Consider the following 21,657-nt stretch of genomic DNA (forward strand, 5'->3'; position numbering starts at 1 on the left):
TACATTATCCAATAGCTTTTCTATTAAGATGCTGTACGACTTTTTTGCAATTGTTTAACTAGATTGATAACTTCAATCGCTAGTTCGTCTACTAACTGTTTGTTGCCAATACGTTCCGCTTCTTTTTTTTGTAGTTGTTTTTCCTTGATTTGATCTTCTAAACTCGAGTTTCCAATCACTCTTATCACATCTGCGATTTCACGATCGGAACTTTCTTCTGAAATCGTCTGTAGAGAAATATCAATCGCTAATTTTTTGATAGTCTCTTCTTTAAGATAATCGATAAAATCGGCAAGAAGAAAATCAGAATGAATACTCATATAACTGTCTAGCAGTAAATAAAGTTCTTGATAGTTATCATGAGCAAAACTAAAATCAGGTAGCTGAATCACTTGGTTTCTAACACTTTGTTCATTCATTAGACGATACAATAAGGTACGTTCGGCTTTTTCCACTTGAGTTAATGGCAGTTTATTCTGCACAGAAGGAGTTGACACTTCTTCAAACATCATCTCTGGTGGTTCCATCATATCATCGATTTCATAAACTTGAGGTTGTGGTGCTGTCTGCTGTTGCCGTTCTCTTCTTTTGGTAGAACGTTGTTGTGTTTCAAGTTGTTTCAACTGCTCTTCTAAAGAATGAAACGATAATTGAAATTCTTGTGCTAACTGATTCAAATAACGATCTCGTTCCAATGGTGACTGGACCAAAATTAGCTCTTTAAGTAAATCATTTACATAATCCAACTGTTCTTTTTCGTTGTTCATATTCCGAGTCAAGCGATGGTAATCCATTTTAAAACTAAATACTGTTTCACGACCATGCAATGCTAACTCACGAAATGACTCATTGCCATATTTTCTTAAATACTCATCTGGATCCAATTTTTCTGGAATACTGACGATACTTAATTGAAAACGACTATGTTCACTTAACAAGGAAATAGCTCGATTTGTAGCTTCCACTCCTGCAGAATCGCCATCGTAACAAACCACAAGTTCTTTTGCTACTCGTTCAAGCTTACGGATTTGCTCATTGGTCAAACTAGTTCCCATTGATGCAACACCACTTGTAATACCTGCTTGCCAAGCTGCGATAACATCCATAAATCCTTCAAATAAAAAGACTGTATTTTCTTTACGAATCTCTTTTCGGGCTTTATCAAAGTTAAATAATGTATCTCTCTTATTAAACAAGACTGTTTCCGGACTATTTAAATACTTAGGCATATCATCACCCGGAAAATCATCTGTTTTAAGTAATCGTCCTGAAAAAGCTATTACATTCCCACGATCATCATTGATCGGAAACATGACCCGTTGATAAAATCGATCTAAAAACTCACCATTATCACGTTGAATGAACAAGCCTGACTCTTTCGATAACGTTTCAGCGACTTCTTCATTTTGAAAAACTTGAGTCAAAAAATCACGTTTTTGAGGTGCAAAACCAATTTTGAACGTTTCGATAAGCTCTTTGGTCAAACCACGCTCTAATAAATAATTCAATGCAGGTTCACCGATTTGCGTATTCATCAACACATGATGGTACAAATCCGCTGCCTTTTTATGAAGTTCTATTAGTTTGCGATTTTGAAGATTTTCAGTTGAATCTGAGTCTGTTGTACTAACCCAGTCAATGTTTACTGGAATTTGTTCTAGTTCAGCAACTCTTCGTACAGATTCTGGGAAATTGATTCCTTCTATTTCCTGCAGAAAATTAAAAACAGTTCCACCTTTTCCGCAGCCAAAACAATGAAAAATTTGTTTGTCTTCTGCTACTGAAAATGAAGGGGAACGTTCTTCATGAAACGGACATAAACCCATGTAATTCTTACCGGATTTCTTCAATTGAACATACTGTCCAACTACATCAACAATATTCGTACGTTGCCTAACTTCCTCTATCACTTCTTGAGGAATTCTTTGTGCCACTGTTCTCACCTCCAAAAAATAGCCAAAAGCTAATTTATGTGATAGTCAGTAAAAAAGCACTGAAATCTTCAGCGCGACTTTCAAAAGACACAATTACACATGTTTCATTGTATCACACTAAGCATAATTTTCAAGTAAATTGCATTTATCTTTTCATGAATTATCGTTTTACTTGATATCAGTTTACATAATATTATTATGGTAACTATAATCAGAGAAAGAAAAAGAGAAAACAGATAACTTGTCTCTGCTTTCTCCATAAATTAATGAATCAATTTACATCATGTTTTGGTTGATTTTGACTATCTTGAGCAGTCCATAACTCTTTTGCCACAGGGATATTTCCTAGTTCTGTCATGTTGCTCGGCAGAATAACTGTATTCGTTTCGCTTCTAACAACTTGTTTAAATGCTTCTATGCCTAAATACGCTAAGGCTTGTTCATTTAAATCACTTTCTTTGATGGCTTTATTCAACGCTAAAATACGTTGCCTTTCGGCTTCTGTTGTAATGCGAATTCTTTCCGCTTCAGCATCTGCATCGATTTTTGTGCGTTCTGCACGGGCTTCAGCATCAATTTTAGTTTGTTTCGCACGAGCTTCAGCATCGATCTGCATTTGTGATGCATTTGCTTCAGAATCTAAAATGATTGATTGTTTTCTACCTTCTGAAATTGTGATTGTCGATTCTTTATCACGACTTGCTGTAATCAGTTTATTCATAGAGTTGACAATTTCATCAGACACAGAAATTTCACCGATATTGATTCGATCAATCGACAAACCGTAACCCGCGGTAATGTCTTTCACGCTCTCAAATAAGCTCACATTAATTTCTTCAGTTCCGTTGAGCACTTCGTTTAAATCCATTTTACCGATAATACCACGTAAATTTGACTGACAATCTTGAATCATTGATCGAACAGAATCTTCATTATCATAAACAAACGCTCGAACATCTGTTACATGATATTTGATTGCTTCATCAACTTCTACTATTACGTTATCACGCGTAATAACGCTTTGAGAATCGATTTCTAATGGTGTTTGTTTTAACGATACTCTACCTCTTACCTTGTATAGCACTGGAATCAAAAAGTGCAAACCTGGATCAATTGTTTTAACATATTTCCCAAAACTTTCGACGATTTTTACTTCACCTTGCTGAACAATGATCACCATTTTTGAGACAAGAACTAAAATCAACACAAGAACAATAATAAAAATCAAACTATTAAGGATTATCAATATAATTCACATCACTTTCGAATAAATAGTTGTTTACTGTTACAAATAATTCGGTACTGGAAAAGTCGATGACTTCAAGCATCGCCCCCTTTTCGGGGATACCATTTGTGACACGATACATGTAAGGACTACCGTAAATTCGGATCATCCCATTGAAATCATCTGTTTTTGACCGAAAACATTTGCCGATAGTTTTGTGCATTTGATACTCTCCACTCATCAATACGCCTCCCTATTTTCCACACTTTTCCACTCCATTTTAAAGCTCTTTGATTGTTTTACCTGCTCGTTTCATTTGAAAAAGACCGATCATGATTCGAACAAGTATGTTAATCAACATCATAACTGCAAATATCGGTAATGTTTGTTGATTTAAAAAACCTACTTCTAAAATACTATGGAACAACATTGCTGCGACATAGATCCCGCCAACTGTCGTAACAGCTAAAAAGATTCGTAATGGATTGAACGGTAAACAAGCACGAACAACGGCCATACAACTAATACCGATCAACAAGTAATACATTAATGTGGTTGTTTCCAGTTGGGTAAATCCTTGATTTTGTCTCATCAAGTAAACAGTAACAATATTTAGTACTACTAATATTGCATTTACCGAAGCATTTCTCAAGGCTGTCGGTAAGAACTTGCCTTGTACTTTCCGCTTATCACTTTCAAATGATAAAAAGAAGGCTGGATATCCTTCAATGGCTAAATCAATCAACGTGATTTGAATTGGAATGAAAGGAAATGCAATTGTGGTAATCACACAGATCATTGACAAAATAAAAGAATAGATTGTTTTTATAAAAAAGACACTCGCAACTTTTGTTACATTGTTTACTACACGTCGTCCTTCAAACAACACATCTGGTAACGTTGTAAAATCAGAATCTAATAAAACCAAATTAGAAATTTGTCTTGTAGCACCATCACCTTCAGCCATGGCAATACTACAATCTGCCTCTCTCAAAGCTAGAACATCGTTAACCCCATCACCAGTCATCGCAACAACATGGTCATTATCTTTTAGTTCACGAACGATCGTACGTTTTTGCTGTGGTGTAACACGACCAAAAACAGTATACTCATGAACAGCTTTACGCACATCTGCTTCTGTTTCCATCGTTGACATGTCGATATAAGACTCATAGCCAAACAGTCCAGCCCGGCGAGCAATATTAGAAACAGTCACTGGATTATCTCCAGAAATAACTTTAAGATCAATGCCCTCTTCACGTAAATAAGCTAATGTCTCATTGGCATTTTGGCGAATCGGATCATCAATTTCTAGAACTGCTAATGGTTCTAAATAAGGCATCTTCTCTTCATCTAATGCTCTATTTCCAGCAATTCCTAACATTAATACGCGGTAACCATTTTCTTGTGCTTCAATAACTTCTTTAGGTAAACGAGCTACATCAACTAATTTTTCAGGAGCACCTAGATAAACAGTCCCTAATTCGTTAAACTCGATTGCCCCCCATTTTCTTTCAGATGAAAATGGTAACGTCTTAACTGCTCCATATCGATTAGACAGTTCAAAATGATCTCGAATCGCTTGCATCGTAATATTGTTATCTGTACTTTCAGCTAAATAACTTCCGATAATCTGCGGAAAATTCTCATGATAGTCGGCATGTAAAATTTCGACTTTTTGTACTTTCATTTTTCCTTCGGTGATCGTTCCAGTTTTATCTAAGCATAGTGTATCAACATGAGCTAATGTTTCAATCGAATACATATCTTGAACAAGAATCCGTTTTTTTGCTAGTTTGACAACACCTGTCGTCAGCGTAATGCTGATCAATAATACAAGCCCTTTTGGCAACATTCCAAGTAAAGCTGCTGCAGATGCAACCACTGAAGCTTCTAAGCCAGAATCTCGAACCAAAAAGCCTTCAACAAATAGAACAATCCCTAATGGAATAATCACTAAACTCGTGAATTTAGAAACTTTACGAATCGAATTAACTAATTCCGACTGGATCGGTTTATGCACTTTTGCTTCTGCAGTGATTTTAACTGCATAATTGTCTGCTCCGACATGGATGACTTTTCCGTGAACTTGTCCACTTGCTAAGAAACTACCAGATAATAAAATATCTCCTTCGATCTTCTCGATCAAGTCCGATTCACCAGTCAGTAAGGCTTCATTGGCTTCTGCTTTTCCATCCAAAACTTCTAAATCAGATGGAACTTGTTCACCTGCAGAAATTACAACGATATCATCCATCACTAATTCACTCGTATCGATCTCGACTTGTTTACCATCACGAATAACATGAACACTTTCTTTGGCAACAATCGATAATTTTTGTACTAAGTTTCTCGCATGGATTTCTTGATAGATTCCCATTCCCATGTTCACTAATATAATTGCTAAAAACGCTAGATTAGAGTATGCTCCGACAAAAAGTAAACACAGTGCAATACCAAAGTTTAAAAAGTTGAATAAGGTCATTACATTGTCATAAATAATGTCCTTAGTTGATTTGGCCACATTTTCCTCATAGTCATTTTGTAATCCTTGCTTTTTTCGTTCTTCTACTTCTGATTGAGTCAATCCTTGTTTCAGGTCAAACTTATTTGTCATGGATTTCGTTCCCTACTTTCTCCTTGTTAAAAATACATCTTCTTTAGTTTACTTGTTAATAGAAAGAACTTCAAGAAAATCATTAAGAATTTCTGTTTCTAAAAAATATTCTGTATAAAATATGCCCTAGAATCGGGCGTACTTATAAAGCTAGCTATCGCATGTAGCAGTATATTTCTTCAAACCGATTTGCTACAATAATAAACAGCTAATGAAAATCAGAAAAAGAAAATGTATTCTTTCTCTAACTGCCATTAGCTGTTTTACACTCGTGTTAAAACGAGCATCATTTTAACCATTTAATAAACGCCTGATTCATCTTAACTAAATCCGCATAGAACATATTCCCGCCGTTATTGTATAGATAGCCACCATTATAAATTAGTGCCTGCGGCCGATAGTAACGATACTGTTTTTGATCTGTATTTCCTAACAACGGTGAGAGTACTTCTTTTGAATATTCTTCAGCAAGCCGAATTGAGTTTTTTCCGCCTCGTTCTTTTACAAATTGAATATAGTCTAATCCAAAATTATACGCTTGAACTGCGGTCCAAATATCACATCCCGCTTCGTTTGCTTTTTCGATAGATTGTGCTAAGAAAGCGACACCTGTATCAATACTTTCTTTCGTTGTTCCGATCATTTGTCGTTTACCATAAGCACTCTCACTACTTTGCATCAAATCTTCCGTGCGGCCTTTTGATTCGGTATAAATAATTGCCAGAACTAAATTTTTGTATTCAGGAATATTGTTTGCTTTAACTGCCTGTTCTACTTCATCTTCGAACGTTATCACTTGTTGAACATTTTGATGGATTTGATACCCTAAATATCCAAGACCAATAACCAGTACTAAAAAAAACAAGAGCAGTAATCTTTTTACGATTTTCATCATTTTGCCCATCTTATCATCCAAACTTTTTGTGAGTAGGTTTCATCATACTGTATTATTCTAAAAAAATCTAAAGAAAGGTTAATTCTTTATTATTCTTTAATAAAAATTTGAATTTTGATTTTACCATTTCAGTTTTAAAACGATAAAAAAACCGATATACTAAACTAGAGTAGGTGGTAAAGAAATGGAAAAACAAAAAAAGCTATTACTAACGACGGATAAGAGTCTGATTTATTATGAAGTAACTGGTCAAGGAGAGCCATTATTTTTGCTTCACGGAAACGGTGGTAGTGGAAAATACTTTGAAAATCAAGTGCCTGAATTTAGTCGATATTTTACAGTTTATACAATTGATAGTCGCGGTCACGGTCGTTCTACGAACCGAAGCAATACATTAAGCTTTGCATTGATGGCGGATGACCTTTATTCAATCATGAAGCAAGAAAACATCCAACAAGTCGATATTGTAGGGTTTAGTGATGGTGCCAATTTAGCAATGGTCTTCACTAAAAAATACCCGGCTCTTGTTCGTCGCTTAGTCCTTAATGCTGGCAACACTAAAGTTCAAGGTGTCCGCTTTTTCGCAAGAATAGTGACATTTGTCGAATATGCTTGTCTAAGGCTGTTGTCTCTCGTTAGTCAAAAAGCGAAGCAACAAGTTCCTATTGTTAGTCTGATGATAAAAGATATTGGTGTCACTGATTTTGACTTAACCCATTTTTCTCAAAAAACTTTAGTGATCGTTGGAAAGTATGATATTATCAAACGAGCTCATTCGATTAGTTTAGCTAAAAAAATTCCACATGCAACTTTCGCCTTGATTCCAAAGCAAGGACATTCTTTTGCTAAAAAAGAGCCACAACTATTCAATCATGAAATCTTAACATTTTTAAAAGAAAAGTAGGTGCTATTAAATGAAAAAAATACTTCAGTGGACCAAAGACCATATTAGTTACTTTAAAACAATTTTTATTTTTTCAGTAGCAATTATTGTTTTTCGCGAATTGCTGTCTATTGGTAAAACAGTTTCCTTTGAACAACTCGGCATTATTTTTCAAGATCTTGCCTTCTGGAAAATTGGTTTAATGTTTCTCATTGGATTGGTTGCTGTCTTGCCAATGGTTGGCTACGATGTGATTTTAAACAGAATTTTGAATCAAAAACCCAAAAAGCTTTTTCTGCTAGAAAGCAGCTGGATGGTCAATACGATTAACAATATTGCCGGATTTGGCGGTTTGGTTAGTATCGGTTTACGTTCAGAATTCTATGGAAAAGAAAAAGACGGAAAACTCGTTGTTCGGGCACTATCAAAGATTTTTATTTTCCTGATGTCTGGGTTATCTATATACAGCTTGGCTTCTTTCTTTTTAGTAATGTTCGGACATACCAATGAATATCTACAACAATACTGGATTTGGTTAGTAGGCGGCGGCTTGTATTTTCCTATTGTTTTAATCATAAGTTTGATTAAAAAAGATGAATATATTGGTGATATTGATTCCAGGACACGTGCTGGACTTATTTTGACTTCTTTTCTAGAATGGACTGGCGTTTTAGGAAGCTTTTTACTAATTGGTCTGTTAATGGGTGTTAAAATGAATCCCTTGCAAGTGATGCCCCTCTTTATCGCTGCTTCTGTTATCGGGATTGTTTCAATGATTCCTGGTGAATTGGGAAGTTTTGATATCATGATGATTATTGGATTATCTGCTTTAGGAATTGAACGTGAAGTGGTGGTTGCATGGATTTTACTTTATCGACTATTTTACTATATCGTACCCTTTATTATTGGAACGATTTTCTTTATTAAAAACCTAAGTCACAGCTTAAATAACCGTTATTCTGGAATTCCTAGAGAGTTATCAACGGAATTGGCTCACAAAGTCGTCGTGTTCTTAATGTACTTTTCTGGCATTATGATCGTTCTTTCTGCAACCATTCCTGAAGCGTTTAGTCAATTTAAATGGTTAAAACAATTAAACCCACTCTCGTTTCATCTTATTACACAGTTTCCAGCTATTTTGCTTGGATTTTTATTGCTGATTACTGGACGAGGAATTGCTGCAAGAGTTAAGCGGGCTTATCTTCCAACAATCGGATTGATTATTGTAACATTGATTTACACCTTTATTATTGATTTTAGTTGGGGTGTTATTATTTTTCTAGCTCTGTTACTTGTAATCATCGTTTTTTCAAAAAGAGAGTTGTTTAGAGAACAACTGGTCTATTCTTGGGAGATGGTAACAATCGATGGCTTCATTTTTCTGGCACTGACTTTATTATATATCGTGATCGGTGTTTATAATTTACCTACTTTCCCTCACCACAAGCATCACTTTATCGAATTCTTTTTCTTTCCATCGGAAAAAATTTGGTTTTCAGGATTTGTTGGTATTTTATTCGTGACGTTGTTTATTTACTTATTTATTCGTTATTTGGAAGGAAGCCGACATAAAATTGGTCTGCCACTTGATGAAGAACGTGCCTTTACACTTCTTACAATATATGGGGGGAATACTGATAGTCAATTGATTTTTCTTAAAGACAAAGATATGTATATCTATACCGACCAAAACAACGAAGACACTGTATTACTCCAGTTTAAAACAATCAATAATAAGTGTATCGTCATGGGCGATCCTTCTGGTAAAAAAGAAGATTTTTCAGTTGCTGTAGAACAGTTCATCAATGAAGCTGATCGTTGGGGCTACCTTCCTGTTTTCTATGAAGCCTCTGAAGAAGTTGTGATGTTTTTACATGAATTTGGGTATGACTTTATCAAAATGGGTGAAGAAGCCCATGTTGATTTACCCAACTTCACCCTTTCTGGTAAAAAAATGAAAAGCGAGCGGGCAGTTATGAATCGTTTTTCAAAAGAAAATTATCACTTCGACGTATTGGCTCCACCTTTTTCAGAAGAATTAATCCAAGAACTAAAGTCTGTCTCAGATGAATGGCTAGGCAGTCGTAAAGAAAAAGGCTTCTCATTAGGTTTCTTTTCTGAGGATTACTTACAACGAGGAAAAATCGCAGTTGCACGAACCCAAGAAAATCACATTGTTGCATTTGCAAATATCATACCAACTTATACGGAAGAAGAAGCGACGATTGATTTGATGCGTTACAGTAAAGAAGCTCCTTCTGGCGTGATGGATTACTTATTTATTTCCTTGTTCAACTATATGAATGAAAGAGGCTTTTCTTACTTCAATTTAGGAATGGCCCCCTTATCAAATGTTGGGACATCTAAAAAAAGTTTCTTTCAAGAACGAATCGCTTATCTTGTTTATGAATTTGGTTCACGTTTCTATTCTTTCCGTGGGTTAAGAGATTATAAAGAAAAATATGCCGCAAAATGGGAATCTAGATATACATTATATTCAAGAAAAAGTTTTATCGCATATGTCATGGTTGCTTTATTGATCATAGATAATGCTCCAATTGAACAACAAAAGAAAATGTATGGTGTTCGTCGGATTCTTAGGAATAGATATCAACGATAATCCTAAACTGACTAAGGTCAAACTCGTAGAGTTATACCTTAGTCTGTTTTTATGAAATAAATTAAGCGATTTGCCAAATCCGATAGTTTAAATACTTACTTCAAATTCGTCATTCCAACAAGCGGTTCCTGAGATACTAACTTGATGTGCTTCGTCTAGTTCTCTTATAACATTTACTGTAACCATTCCTTCTCGTTGAACATGTTTTCCTTGTAAAACACTGATTTCTTTCATTTCATCACGCTGATAAATATGATTCAACACATACGCTCCCATTACACCTGATGCAGTCCCTGTCACAGAATCTTCTTGCGTTCCTGAAAAGGGCGAAGAAAAATGTCTTGCGGTAAACGTCCCTTCTTGTTTCGAAATAACAGCAAAAGGATGAATCGACGCTTTTGGCATTTCGTTTAAAATAGATGGAAATAATTCAGGCATCGGCTTCATTTTATCTAACACAGACAGATGTTTCACTGGCAAAAGCAAAGTCCACGAGCCAGTATTCCCATATTGAATTGGCAAAGTCGGATGCAAGTCAGTCATTTTAATGCCTAGACTTTGACAAAGTGCAAATGGATCTCCTTTGAAATCAATAAATGTTGGTTTTGCTTGATTCATTGTAATTCGTTGTTCCGCTTTTTCATATACTAGTGGTAGAATTCCAGCTCCTGTTTCGATTTGTAACTGTTGGTCTTCCGCTCTATTGTATAAAGCAAAAATCGCCCCTATTGTCGCATGTCCGCAAAGGGGTGTTTCATGACCCGGCGTAAAATATCTTAATTTTAACGACGCTTTTTTATTTTGACTTTTACAAATAAATACTGTCTCGTTAAAACCAACTTCCTTAGCGATTTTCTGCATTTCTTCAGTGGTATATTGATCCCCTTCAAATACGACTCCTGCTGGATTCCCTTGTCCCGCAATTGTTGTAAATGCATCTATTTGTACAACCTTACACTTCATTTTTTTAACTCCTTGCTTTTTGTCAAATAGTATAGCATAAAAAAAGAATCTCCGATAAATAGCATCGAAGATTCTTTTTCATTTATTTTTCTATTTCAGTCACAATACCTGAACCGACTGTTCGTCCACCTTCACGAATTGAAAAGGTCGTTCCTTGTTCTACTGCGATTGGATGAATCAACTCAACATCGATTGTTACATTGTCTCCTGGCATAACCATTTCAACACCGTCTGGTAACTCAACAACTCCCGTCACATCCGTTGTCCGGAAATAAAATTGTGGACGGTAATTGGTGAAGAATGGTGTATGTCGTCCACCTTCTTCTTTCGTTAAGACGTAAACTTCCGCAATGAACTTTGTATGAGGCGTAATTGAACCAGGTTTCGCAATAACTTGACCACGTTCAATTTCATCACGAGTGATTCCTCTCAAAAGTACTCCGACATTGTCTCCTGCTTCTCCATAGTCTAATGTTTTACGGAACATTTCGATTCCTGTAACAACTGCTTTTTGCGTATCGGGTTTAATCCCAACGATTTCGATTTCATCCCCAACGCTTACTTTTCCGCGATCGATTCGGCCAGATGCTACAGTTCCTCGACCTGTGATTGAAAAAACATCTTCCACTGGTAACAATAGAGGTTTATCTGTATCTCTTTCTGGTGTTGGAATATAGTCATCTACAGTGTCCATCAATTCCATGATTGCTGCTTCTGCAGTTGGATCACCTTGTAATGCTTTTAAAGCAGAACCTTTGATGATTGGTGTGTCATCACCAGGGAAATTGTATTCATTTAACAACTCACGAACTTCCATCTCAACTAAGTCGATCAGTTCATCATCATCCACTAAATCAATTTTATTCAAAAAGACGATCAAATATTTTACCCCAACTTGGCGTGATAACAAGATATGTTCTCTCGTTTGTGGCATTGGACCGTCCGTTGCAGATACGACTAAAATCGCACCGTCCATTTGAGCTGCACCTGTAATCATATTTTTTACATAATCTGCGTGCCCTGGTGCATCAATATGAGCATAGTGGCGTGCTTCGGTTTCATACTCAACATGTGAGGTATTAATTGTAATGCCACGTTCGCGTTCTTCTGGGGCTGCGTCAATACTAGCATAGTCTTGCGGGTTTGCTAGGCCTTTTTTCCCTAATACTGTGGTGATCGCAGCGGTCAATGTTGTCTTTCCATGATCGACATGTCCAATTGTGCCGATATTTACATGTGGTTTACTTCTGTCATAATGTTGTTTTGCCATAATTTACAAACCTCCTATTTTGGTTAAAGGTTAAGTAGATGATCCGTTCTAAACTGACCATCCCTGACCTTTATAGTGTTATTATATACCTTTAAAATTATAACACAACTTATTTGCTTACTATTTGTAAGCAGAAAAAAAGAGCAGAAATTAATCTGTTCGTTCTACTATATCCACAATATAAACCACCTTAAACCAGACCAAAAAAGATAACGTTTAAATACATTTAATCATTAATATTATTACTTTAAAAACCGAATAACCTCTTTAAATACCGTAATGCACCAATACTTTGTTTTCTTCTAAAGCTTTATTGCACAGTTCAACAATGCTGTTTAGTTTGTCTAGTAGCAACTTTTTTTTGATTGATTCATCAGGATAAAGATCACTTTTTAATGATAGTTCATCTGGCGCATTTTCAAACAATGAAATCCAACTTGATAAAATGGATTTAAATAGCTTTATTTCATCATCATAAAAAAAAGTTACCCCATAATAATTAAGTCCATTCTTTTTCTCTTTTAAACTATTCCAGCCACCCTTTAGCCAACTCAAAGAATCAGATATATATATAATTAGACTGTCGTCAATGGACACAACGTCTACTAATTCAACGTCCTTATAGGATAAATTTTGTGAATACTGAACTACTTTAAAATCATGTTTTGGCATTAATATTTCTCCCCTTTTCTGCTACTTTCCAAAGGACAAGATAGATCCATCAGGAGCTAGATCGATATATCTTCCATTTTTCCGAAATCTTTTTACATTAGCTGTGTATCCTGGTACGTCCACTCCCTTTACGCCTTTCTTAACTGTCCTTGCAAACTCTTCTGCTTTTCTTTTGTATTGCTCAATGTCTTTAGCATTGACTTCTCTTCCGTGTTTTTTAAAGAAGGATCATTCCAAGTTATACCTTTGATAGAAGCTGTCCTCCACTATGTATGCTTGTTAAACTATTCTTTGCATTTGTATTCCCGCTGACACACCACCTACAACAGATAAACTACTATTAATGCCCAATTTATTCTCCTTTTTGTTTAGTAGATAATATTCTAACTCAAAAAGAAATGTATTTTACAACTATTAATATAACAAACCTGAATTAATAATATATAATCTTTCGATAGAACCATACAAACAAATTCTCCTATAAATATGTATTCTCTCTTGATTAGTTGTTTGTTCAAGCTATCTCAATTTGTGCAAAAGTCTTATGGTTATTTAACAGACTTACATTCTTTAAACGTTCAATAAACTTAAAATGATTAGAAAAGGCACCTTCTCTAAATGAGAAAATGCCTAAAAAATTGTAAAGCTTTACGAGCTTTTTTAAAACCTGTTTTTTTATGTTCTACCATCAAAAATAGTTATTTACTTTTCAATAAATTCATCCATCTTTTTCTCAACGGTTTCCCCGCAAATATTAGCAAATTCTGCCGATAGCCGTCGAAGTTCAATGGCTTCATCTAAAGAAAGATCTTCATTCTGAAATCTCTGCATCAATCCTAATAATCGTTCCATATTGTTACTCATACCATTACCACCTTTTATTCTCTATCAATCACTTGCTCATAGTCTTTTTTTAACTGGTCATGATAACCTATTTTTTATAAGACTTTGGTGCATCATAAATCCATTATATCTAATTAAATTGTTTGCCTACAAAACTATTTGGATCGTCAAGTGTATTGTGTTTTATTCTTGTTCTCTAAACTGCTATTTGATTTATTTACGCTATGAAGTCATTTCATTATCGTTGTACTAGAAAGACTGAATGGATTAAACAAAATGACTTAAAACAATCACACTTTAACCATATCATAGAAAAAAAATAAAGCAACACTAGAAAAAAACTATCCAAGAAAATCCCTTGGATAGTTCATACTTACTTATTTTACAGTTACTTTACCAATTGAATCATTAGTAGCAACTGTTTGATTTGCTTTTACCAAATCGTAACTAGCTACAACATCTTGGTTGGTGAAAACAACAATCAAATCAGATTTTTTACCAGCAGCTTCTAGTGCTGCTAAATCGATTGTTGCAACTTTATCACCTTGTTTCAAGACTTGTCCTTCCTCAACATGTAAAGTGAATGGTGCACCTTTTAACTCAACAGTATCTAAGCCCATATGCAACAATACTTCAATACCAGAATCTGTTTGGATTCCCAAAGCATGTTTTGTCGGGAAAATACTTGTGATTTTACCAGCAACTGGTGTTGTTACTTCACCATCTGTTGGGATCACAGCAAAACCGTCACCCATCATTTTTGCTGAAAAAACATCATCTTGTACTTCTGAAATTGGAATAACTTTCCCATTTGCAACAGCGTATATCTCTGTTTCTTTCGTTGTTGCTTTTGGTTCTTCTGTTTTCACTTCAGGCTTTTTTACTGGTTCACCTGAAACGGGTGCTGCTCCGTTGCGAATTTTGTTCATTTCATCGGCAACAAATTGCACTTCGGTTCCTACAATAACTTGAATATTCGTGTCATCGATCACTTTCACACCTGGAACGCCTGTTGCTTTGATTTTTGCTTGATCGACTTTACCGGTATCGCTAACCGTTAAACGTAAACGAGTCGTACAGTTATCGATTGACGTTACGTTAGCATCTCCACCAAGACCTTGATAGATTTTGCTCGCTAAAACAGCAAATTTGTTATCACCAGTTGTATCGATATCTGGCGTTTCTTCGCCTTCGCCCTCTTCACGACCTGGAGTCATTAAGTTGAATTTTTTGATTGCAAAATCAAATACGAAGAAGTAAAGAACTGCCATAACTAACCCTTGAACGATTAACATGTATGGTTGGTTCGCAATCGGATTACGTAAACTCAAAACAAAATCGACTAAACCAGCACTGAAAGCAAAACCTGCAGTCCAGTGGAATAATGCAGAAATAAATAGTGAAATTCCTGTTAAGATAGCATGTAAAACATATAAAGGCCATGCAACAAACATGAATGAGAATTCTAATGGTTCAGTGATACCAGTGAAAAATGAAGCAAATGCTGCTGCGATCATTAATGATGCAGTTGCTTTTTTCTTTTCAGGTCGTGCATTACGGTAAATTGCATAAGCACCTGCTGGTAAACCAAACATCATCATTGGGAAGAAACCAGCTTGGTACATACCTGTGATTCCTTTTTCGCCAGCTCCAGATAAGAAGTTCCCAATATCGTTAATACCAGCTACGTCAAACCAGAATACTGAATTTAATGCGTGATGTAATCCTGTTGGGATCAACAAACGGTTAAAGAATCCATACAAACCAGCACCTACTGCGCCTAATTTAGAAATAGACTCCCCGAAAGTAACTAAACCAGAGAAAACAACTGGCCATAAGAAGAATAATACGCCTGATGCAACTAACATTGCTAAAGCAGTCATAATTGGAACTAATCGTTTCCCACTAAAGAAAGATAAAGCCATTGGTAATTTCACTTGACTAAATCGATTGTACATTGATGCTGCAATCAATCCAGATAAAATCCCGATAAATGCATTTCCGATTTTAGCAAATGAAGGATCCACTTGTTCTACTGGAATACCTTTCATAGCACCAACTGCTGCAGTTGAAAGTAATGTTGTTACAACTAAAAATGCAACCAGTCCACTAAGAGCTGCTGCTCCATCTTTATCTTTTGACATACCTAATGCTAAACCTACCGCGAATAAAACAGGCAGATTATCAATAATTGCGCCACCAGCTTTAACTAAAAATACAGATAGAAAATTTGGATCTCCTAATCCTGTCATTACGTTTGGATCGATCCAATACCCAATGCCCATTAAAATCGCTGCAGCTGGCAATACCGCTACAGGAAGCATCAATGAGCGTCCCATTCTTTGCATATATGCTTTCATTTTTGTTTCTCCCCTTACCTGTTATTTGATCATCTTCAGCCGTTCGATATGAATAGCTAGATAACCTAATTCTTCATTTGGTACTTGATAGTGAAAATTTCTCATTAACAAAACTTGAACTTTTTTCGATATCTCATAGCTTTCCGCATACTTCTTACGTACTACGTCCAAAATCTCATCGTCTAGCACTGCATATTGACTTTGTTGGAAACGATGAATAAACAATCGTAAATGATTCACTAGTCGCGAATAACTCAGACTCATCTTTTCATCATGGATGTTGATCCCTAATTCCTGCTCGATTAAATGAATAATTTCTGAAACGATTGTGACCTCACGAATACTTTTACTATTATCCGTGCGTCCACTACGAGCACTATGAATATGGATCGCAATGTAGCCTGCTTCATCATAACTAAATGGAATTCCTAACGTTTGCGTCAAATAATCCACCGCCCACTGTGCTATTGAGAACTCTTCTGTATAAAGAATCTCGATTTCATTTAAAAGCTTATTTCGCACAATGATATTATTTTGGATATTTTCAGCTGCAAACGCAATATGATCACTTAAACCAATATTGATATGTTCATTCAGCTTTTCACCAAGAATTGTCTCAGCATGAGCAATGATTTCTTCTGTGACAAAAAAATACTTTTCATCGATTTGTGATAATAAAACTTGAAGCTTTTTCAAGCCTTCAGGTTCCATCACAAACATCCGCTCCACTTGTTGTGGGGATAACAAATCATTTTTCTTTTTGTTAAAACCCACGCCTTTGCCAACAGCTACTTTTTCTTGTTCTTTGTCGATGACGAGTACAGCATTTTGATTGAGCACCTTTTTAATTTTCATAAACATTCCTCTTCTGCAGAAGTAGATTGTCCGCTAACTTGTACCAAGACAACAAAAAAAGCATAGAACAATCCCGTCAAAATATGAGTATATCATATTTTTTTGAAATTCTTCCATGCCTAGTATTATCTAGTCACATGAAAACGCTATTTGTTTTTGTTAACAGTGATAGTTTACAAAGATATAGACCATTTGTCAATCATTTTGATTCACTTTTTAACCATTGTCGTAAAATGACTGATTTAAGTGCGTTTCTAAAACAATAAGTGCTCTCGTCACTGAGAACACTTATCGTTATTTGACTACTCTTCTACTTCTGGATACTCGTCTTCGTCATCGAAGTCATCATCCACATCATCTTCATCGATGATCGTAAGATCCTCTTCAATTCCAGGTAAATCTTCTTCTTCGTCATCAGAATCTGCGCCAATTTCTTGCAGATCTGAGTTGTAAGCTTTGATTTCTTCATCTTCTTCATCATCGTCATCGTCATAAAGAATATCGTCATCATCTTCATCCGTTAATTCAGCATCTTCCGGATCATCATCGTTGTAGTCGATCACGTCTTCATCATTCGCATCAATAATGAAAGCATTGACTTTCTTACGTTTTCTACGGCGTGGTTTATCTTCTTCATCTTCATCCAAACCATGTGTTACTTCTTCGTCGATAGAATCGATTGGATACCATGAGCGCAAGCCCCAACGGTTATCTCCAAGAGAGATAAAACTGCCATCAATATTTAAGTCAGTATAAAATTGTGCTAAAGAGTCACGAATTTCGCTGTCAGATTTTCCAAGATAGTTTTGAATTTGGTTTACTAAATCAGAGAAGTCCATCACATCTTCACGTTGTTCTAAAATTGCGTGCGCAACTTCGATCATGGATAATTCATCTTTGTTCAACCCGTCAAATACATTAATTTCCAAACGGTACACGTCCTTTCACAGTCTACTCCTTATCATACAAAAACATGAAGAAAAAATCAATTGATTATTGCATAATTAAGCAGTAAATTCTAGTTCTAAATGATATTCCCCTATTTTTTCTGCCTGAGAGTATAAATCATAATCAATCAAAATACTACCAGCAACTGGTTGATCTTTCAAACTAAAGCGCAAATTGCGGGTAAATGTTGTAATCTGAAATAGACCATACGGCGTTTTATAGCTCGTCTCTAACCGTTCTTGGTATGCAAATTTCAACCGCATTCTAAGACCGCCTGCACGAATCAATTGTATTTTGCCATCTGGTTCTACTTTGATTGTTACAGGTACTGAGTCGCCTTCTTCTTGTTCTTCTTTATAACGAATATATAATGTGTCACCGATTTTTACGATTTGACCTTCCAAATCAAAATAAAAATTCTTTTTCTCACCAGCTTGATCTACAATAGTCTTCAATTGAATAGATACTGGTGTTCCTTGTGATAAATCCATAAAAAACACTCTCCTTAATTTAAAAGCGGTACAAGTGAAATCAACCTCAACTGAAAGATACGAAAAATTGACTGTGTCATTTTTCTTACGATCCACCTTTGTATTTTAGCGCCCACCTAGATACCAGTCAAGTTCAAACTAATGCTTCTGCAATCATTTGATCAACAACTAGAATCGTACAGCACTTACCAAGCAATAAAGGTTTAATACTTTCGGCTTTCTCTTCACCACAGCCAATGACCATTACATCTGGTATATTCACGAGATCTTCTACTTTGATTCCTAACATCCGCTTGCTTATTTCATTGTTTACTGTTTGACCATTTTTGTCAAATAAGGACGCTACTGCATCCCCTTTGACACCTGTTTTTTTAATCAGCTGGGACTCTTTTTTTTCGATATACCCCAAACGATTCCACGTAGAACTTTGATTTGGATTCCCTACACCAATGATGGCGAAATCCACATGTTTGGCTTGCTCCATTGCATTACGAACGAGTTGTGATTCATTTAAAACATCTGCGAGTTCGATGCTTTCTGCTAATGCTGGCGCATAAAAATACTGACAGCGGCTATTAAGTTTCTCCGCTAATCTAAAAACTAAGTGATTTGTATCAAAATAAAGGTGCTCACTGGAAACCCCACCAACTAAAGGGCAAACATTAATAGTCGGAAATGAACAATAGGCTATTTCATCAATCATATCCGCTAAAGTGGTTCCCCACGATAAGCCTAAAGTCATCCCTGCTCTTAATTGTTCTTTGACATACAAAGCGGCTGCCCGACCGACTTCAGTTTTTATTTTTTCCTCTTTTTTTTGCTCATTTGTAGGAATGACAAGGACATCCGCAAGCTGATACTTTTGCTCCAAACATAAACCTAACTCGACCGCATAAGCAGATTCATCTTTAATCGAAATCGAAACGATTCCAGATTCTCTAGCCTGTTGTAACGTTTTCGAAATAACGGGTCGAGATATGCCCATTTTTTTTGCAATAGTCGCTTGAGTCAAGCCTTGTTCATAATACATTGTCACGATCTTCAACATTTTTCTGCGGTCTTCACTGATTTTCATAGTCAATCTCCCTCTTTTAGCATCAACTGCTTCACAGCGTTAACCAATGAATCTACCTGAGGGATTGCCTGAGCCTCTATCATTCTTTGGGCAGGAATTGGTACAAATGCTCCACCCAAACGAATAATTGGCGCATTTAGTTCCATAGAAATTTTAGATTCAGCAATAATCGCTGTTATTTCAGCGCTGAAGCCGCTGTTTTTAACTGCTTCAGTTGCGACAATCACTCGTTTTGTCTTTTTGACTGACGCCAAAATAGTTTCCGTATCTAATGGCACCAAAGTTCTTGGATCAACCACTTCAACTGAGATGCCTATAGATGCGGCTATTTCTGCAGCCTCTAATGCTTTATTTACCATGATACCTGTTGCAATGATCGTTACATCTTCTCCCTGCCGTTTGATATCAGCCACACCGATTGGAATCCTATATGGTTCATTTGGAACTGTTCCTGATGTTTTATAGAGTAATTTATGCTCGTAAAACATTACTGGATTATTGTCTTGAATTGCCGCATGCAACAATCCTTTGGCATCATAAGCATTACTTGGCTGAATTACTTTTAGTCCTGGTATATGTGCTAGCCAGTTTTCTAAGCTTTGCGAGTGTTGGGCGGCAGCACCGGTACCTGACCCACCTGCCGTTCGCATGACTAATGGAACTGTTGCCTTTCCACTATACATATAATGAATTTTTGCGGCTTGATTGACTAGTTGATCCATCGCTACGGTAATGAAATCAGAAAATTGTAATTCCAACACCGGGCGCATGCCTGTCATAGCAGCTCCCACAGCAGCACCTGTTATAGCACTTTCTGAAATCGGTGTATCTCGAACTCTTTGTTTCCCATATTTTGCCTGAAGACCTTGCGTGGCACCAAATCCTCCACCGTAAATGCCAATATCTTCTCCTAAAAGAAATACACGTTCATCATTAGCCAAAGCCTCATCTAATGCTTCATTGATCGCTTCTAAATAGGTGATTGTTCTCATACTACATCCTCCGAATAAACATGCGTCCATAAATCTTCTACCGTTGGCTCGTTATCTAATTTTACAGAAGCCACCATATCGTTCAATTCTTTTCGAACAGTCATTTCTAACTGCCTGATTTCAACTTCATTGGTTACTCCTTGTTGAATCAACTTTTTTTCTAACCGTATGATTGGATCATTTGTTTCTTGCCATTCACGACATTCCTCTTCTGAACGGTATATTAGCTTATCAGACTTCGAATGGCCTTTATGACGATACGTCAGTGCCTCAATCAAGGTAGGGCCTCCGCCAGCTCTTGCCTTACTCACTGCTTTTTCAACTGTTTTAGTCACTAAGTCAACATCGTTGCCGTCAATTGTTATGCCTTCAATACCGTAACTTTCCCCTCGGGCAGAAAGTTTATCGATATTGACCATCTGTTCAATCGAACTGCTCATACCGTATTGGTTATTTTCAATCAAATAGATGACGGGTAACTGCCAAATAGAGGCGAGATTCAATGCTTCATGAAAACTGCCCTCATTTGTTGCCCCATCTCCGGCGTAACAAAGAACAACCTGATCCGTCCCTTGCATTTGAGCAGTCATAGCAGCACCTGCAGCAATAGGAAAACCAGCTCCAACAATCCCATTTGATCCTAAATTGCCGACCGCTAAGTCTGCGATATGCATACTGCCGCCTTTGCCTTCATTTGTACCAGTTTTCTTGCCAAGCAATTCAGCAAACATAGCTCGGATATCGGTTCCTTTCGCTATGCAATGTCCATGATTTCTGTGAGTTGAGACAATCCAGTCACTTTTCTTCAGAGTACCTGCACCACCAACAGCTGTCGCTTCTTGTCCAATGCAAAGATGCATGGTGCCATACAGTTCTCCTGAATCAAATAATTCTTGAATCGTTTCTTCAAAAATACGGATTTCCCACATTTTTTTTAAAACGTTTAAGCTAGCTATTTCACTGGCTTGCTCCGTATCTATTTTTTTTTGCTCCATTCCCTCACCTCATTTTACA

General features: G+C 36.3%; 18 protein-coding genes. 2 read left to right on the forward strand and 16 right to left on the reverse strand.

Annotated elements, in window-relative coordinates; translation table 11 throughout:
• Positions 1-23 precede the first annotated feature (23 nt).
• The 5 genes from dnaG to I586_RS01815 form a co-directional block, all read right to left on the reverse strand.
• Complete coding sequence (gene dnaG / locus I586_RS01795) at positions 24-1,934, reverse strand: DNA primase (protein WP_010764886.1); 1,911 nt, start codon at positions 1,932-1,934, stop codon at positions 24-26.
• 271 nt (positions 1,935-2,205) lie between these two features.
• The gene (locus I586_RS01800; protein ID WP_010764885.1) at positions 2,206-3,114 is read right to left on the reverse strand and encodes an SPFH domain-containing protein; all 909 of its coding nucleotides are present in this window, start codon (positions 3,112-3,114) and stop codon (positions 2,206-2,208) included.
• 52 nt (positions 3,115-3,166) lie between these two features.
• Positions 3,167-3,400 (reverse strand): hypothetical protein, encoded by a 234-nt coding sequence (locus I586_RS01805; protein WP_010764884.1) that lies wholly within the window; start codon positions 3,398-3,400, stop codon positions 3,167-3,169.
• 39 nt (positions 3,401-3,439) lie between these two features.
• On the reverse strand, positions 3,440-5,776 hold the full coding sequence (locus I586_RS01810; protein WP_010764883.1) for a cation-translocating P-type ATPase: 2,337 nt from the start codon (positions 5,774-5,776) through the stop codon (positions 3,440-3,442).
• Positions 5,777-6,062: 286 nt separating this feature from the next.
• Positions 6,063-6,680: a lysozyme family protein gene (locus tag I586_RS01815; protein WP_010764882.1), complete on the reverse strand. Its 618-nt coding sequence runs from the start codon at positions 6,678-6,680 to the stop codon at positions 6,063-6,065.
• A gap of 175 nt (positions 6,681-6,855) precedes the next feature.
• On the opposite strand from I586_RS01815, the gene I586_RS01820 reads away from it, so the two are divergent.
• Together I586_RS01820 and mprF are read left to right on the forward strand one after the other, a co-directional pair.
• Positions 6,856-7,575 (forward strand): alpha/beta fold hydrolase, encoded by a 720-nt coding sequence (locus I586_RS01820; RefSeq protein WP_010764881.1) that lies wholly within the window; start codon positions 6,856-6,858, stop codon positions 7,573-7,575.
• 10 nt (positions 7,576-7,585) lie between these two features.
• A complete protein-coding gene (mprF, locus tag I586_RS01825) occupies positions 7,586-10,174 on the forward strand; it encodes a bifunctional lysylphosphatidylglycerol flippase/synthetase MprF (RefSeq protein WP_010764880.1) in 2,589 nt (862 codons plus the stop codon).
• Positions 10,175-10,261: 87 nt separating this feature from the next.
• Here the strand turns inward: mprF and I586_RS01830 are convergent, their stop codons facing one another.
• The 11 genes from I586_RS01830 to I586_RS01875 form a co-directional block, all read right to left on the reverse strand.
• On the reverse strand, positions 10,262-11,137 hold the full coding sequence (locus tag I586_RS01830; RefSeq protein WP_010764879.1) for a PhzF family phenazine biosynthesis protein: 876 nt from the start codon (positions 11,135-11,137) through the stop codon (positions 10,262-10,264).
• Between the two features lie 82 nt (positions 11,138-11,219).
• Positions 11,220-12,407 (reverse strand): elongation factor Tu, encoded by a 1,188-nt coding sequence (tuf, locus tag I586_RS01835; RefSeq protein WP_010764878.1) that lies wholly within the window; start codon positions 12,405-12,407, stop codon positions 11,220-11,222.
• 267 nt (positions 12,408-12,674) lie between these two features.
• A complete protein-coding gene (locus I586_RS16870; protein WP_010764877.1) occupies positions 12,675-13,079 on the reverse strand; it encodes a hypothetical protein in 405 nt (134 codons plus the stop codon).
• 702 nt (positions 13,080-13,781) lie between these two features.
• Positions 13,782-13,943, reverse strand: a complete 162-nt coding sequence (locus tag I586_RS17340; protein WP_010764876.1) for a hypothetical protein — start codon at positions 13,941-13,943, stop codon at positions 13,782-13,784.
• A gap of 356 nt (positions 13,944-14,299) precedes the next feature.
• Complete coding sequence (nagE, locus tag I586_RS01845) at positions 14,300-16,282, reverse strand: N-acetylglucosamine-specific PTS transporter subunit IIBC (RefSeq protein ID WP_010764875.1); 1,983 nt, start codon at positions 16,280-16,282, stop codon at positions 14,300-14,302.
• A gap of 21 nt (positions 16,283-16,303) precedes the next feature.
• On the reverse strand, positions 16,304-17,137 hold the full coding sequence (locus tag I586_RS01850) for a PRD domain-containing protein (protein ID WP_010764874.1): 834 nt from the start codon (positions 17,135-17,137) through the stop codon (positions 16,304-16,306).
• 302 nt (positions 17,138-17,439) lie between these two features.
• On the reverse strand, positions 17,440-18,066 hold the full coding sequence (rpoE, locus tag I586_RS01855; RefSeq protein ID WP_010764873.1) for a DNA-directed RNA polymerase subunit delta: 627 nt from the start codon (positions 18,064-18,066) through the stop codon (positions 17,440-17,442).
• A 75-nt stretch (positions 18,067-18,141) separates the two neighbouring features.
• The gene (locus tag I586_RS01860) at positions 18,142-18,576 is read right to left on the reverse strand and encodes a YwiB family protein (RefSeq protein ID WP_010764872.1); all 435 of its coding nucleotides are present in this window, start codon (positions 18,574-18,576) and stop codon (positions 18,142-18,144) included.
• Between the two features lie 133 nt (positions 18,577-18,709).
• Positions 18,710-19,651 (reverse strand): sugar-binding transcriptional regulator, encoded by a 942-nt coding sequence (locus I586_RS01865; RefSeq protein ID WP_010764871.1) that lies wholly within the window; start codon positions 19,649-19,651, stop codon positions 18,710-18,712.
• 2 nt (positions 19,652-19,653) lie between these two features.
• Positions 19,654-20,643, reverse strand: a complete 990-nt coding sequence (locus tag I586_RS01870; RefSeq protein WP_010764870.1) for an alpha-ketoacid dehydrogenase subunit beta — start codon at positions 20,641-20,643, stop codon at positions 19,654-19,656.
• Positions 20,640-21,638 (reverse strand): thiamine pyrophosphate-dependent dehydrogenase E1 component subunit alpha, encoded by a 999-nt coding sequence (locus tag I586_RS01875; RefSeq protein WP_010764869.1) that lies wholly within the window; start codon positions 21,636-21,638, stop codon positions 20,640-20,642. Before I586_RS01875 ends, I586_RS01870 begins: the two co-directional genes overlap by 4 nt.
• Positions 21,639-21,657 lie beyond the last annotated feature (19 nt).

The sequence above is a fragment of the Enterococcus moraviensis ATCC BAA-383 genome, assembly GCF_000407445.1.
In the GTDB taxonomy this organism is placed as follows: domain Bacteria; phylum Bacillota; class Bacilli; order Lactobacillales; family Enterococcaceae; genus Enterococcus_L; species Enterococcus_L moraviensis.

Coding starts and splice junctions, on each gene's coding strand:
- I586_RS01800 (WP_010764885.1), bottom strand. CDS start 3,114: ATGGTGATCATTGTTCAGCAAGGTGAAGTAAAAATCGTCGAAAGTTTT.
- I586_RS01805 (WP_010764884.1), bottom strand. CDS start 3,400: ATGAGTGGAGAGTATCAAATGCACAAAACTATCGGCAAATGTTTTCGG.
- I586_RS01810 (WP_010764883.1), bottom strand. CDS start 5,776: ATGACAAATAAGTTTGACCTGAAACAAGGATTGACTCAATCAGAAGTA.
- I586_RS01815 (WP_010764882.1), bottom strand. CDS start 6,680: ATGGGCAAAATGATGAAAATCGTAAAAAGATTACTGCTCTTGTTTTTT.
- I586_RS01820 (WP_010764881.1), top strand. CDS start 6,856: ATGGAAAAACAAAAAAAGCTATTACTAACGACGGATAAGAGTCTGATT.
- mprF (WP_010764880.1), top strand. CDS start 7,586: ATGAAAAAAATACTTCAGTGGACCAAAGACCATATTAGTTACTTTAAA.
- I586_RS01830 (WP_010764879.1), bottom strand. CDS start 11,137: ATGAAGTGTAAGGTTGTACAAATAGATGCATTTACAACAATTGCGGGA.
- tuf (WP_010764878.1), bottom strand. CDS start 12,407: ATGGCAAAACAACATTATGACAGAAGTAAACCACATGTAAATATCGGC.
- I586_RS16870 (WP_010764877.1), bottom strand. CDS start 13,079: ATGCCAAAACATGATTTTAAAGTAGTTCAGTATTCACAAAATTTATCC.
- I586_RS17340 (WP_010764876.1), bottom strand. CDS start 13,943: ATGAGTAACAATATGGAACGATTATTAGGATTGATGCAGAGATTTCAG.
- nagE (WP_010764875.1), bottom strand. CDS start 16,282: ATGAAAGCATATATGCAAAGAATGGGACGCTCATTGATGCTTCCTGTA.
- I586_RS01850 (WP_010764874.1), bottom strand. CDS start 17,137: ATGAAAATTAAAAAGGTGCTCAATCAAAATGCTGTACTCGTCATCGAC.
- I586_RS01860 (WP_010764872.1), bottom strand. CDS start 18,576: ATGGATTTATCACAAGGAACACCAGTATCTATTCAATTGAAGACTATT.
- I586_RS01865 (WP_010764871.1), bottom strand. CDS start 19,651: ATGAAAATCAGTGAAGACCGCAGAAAAATGTTGAAGATCGTGACAATG.
- I586_RS01870 (WP_010764870.1), bottom strand. CDS start 20,643: ATGAGAACAATCACCTATTTAGAAGCGATCAATGAAGCATTAGATGAG.
- I586_RS01875 (WP_010764869.1), bottom strand. CDS start 21,638: ATGGAGCAAAAAAAAATAGATACGGAGCAAGCCAGTGAAATAGCTAGC.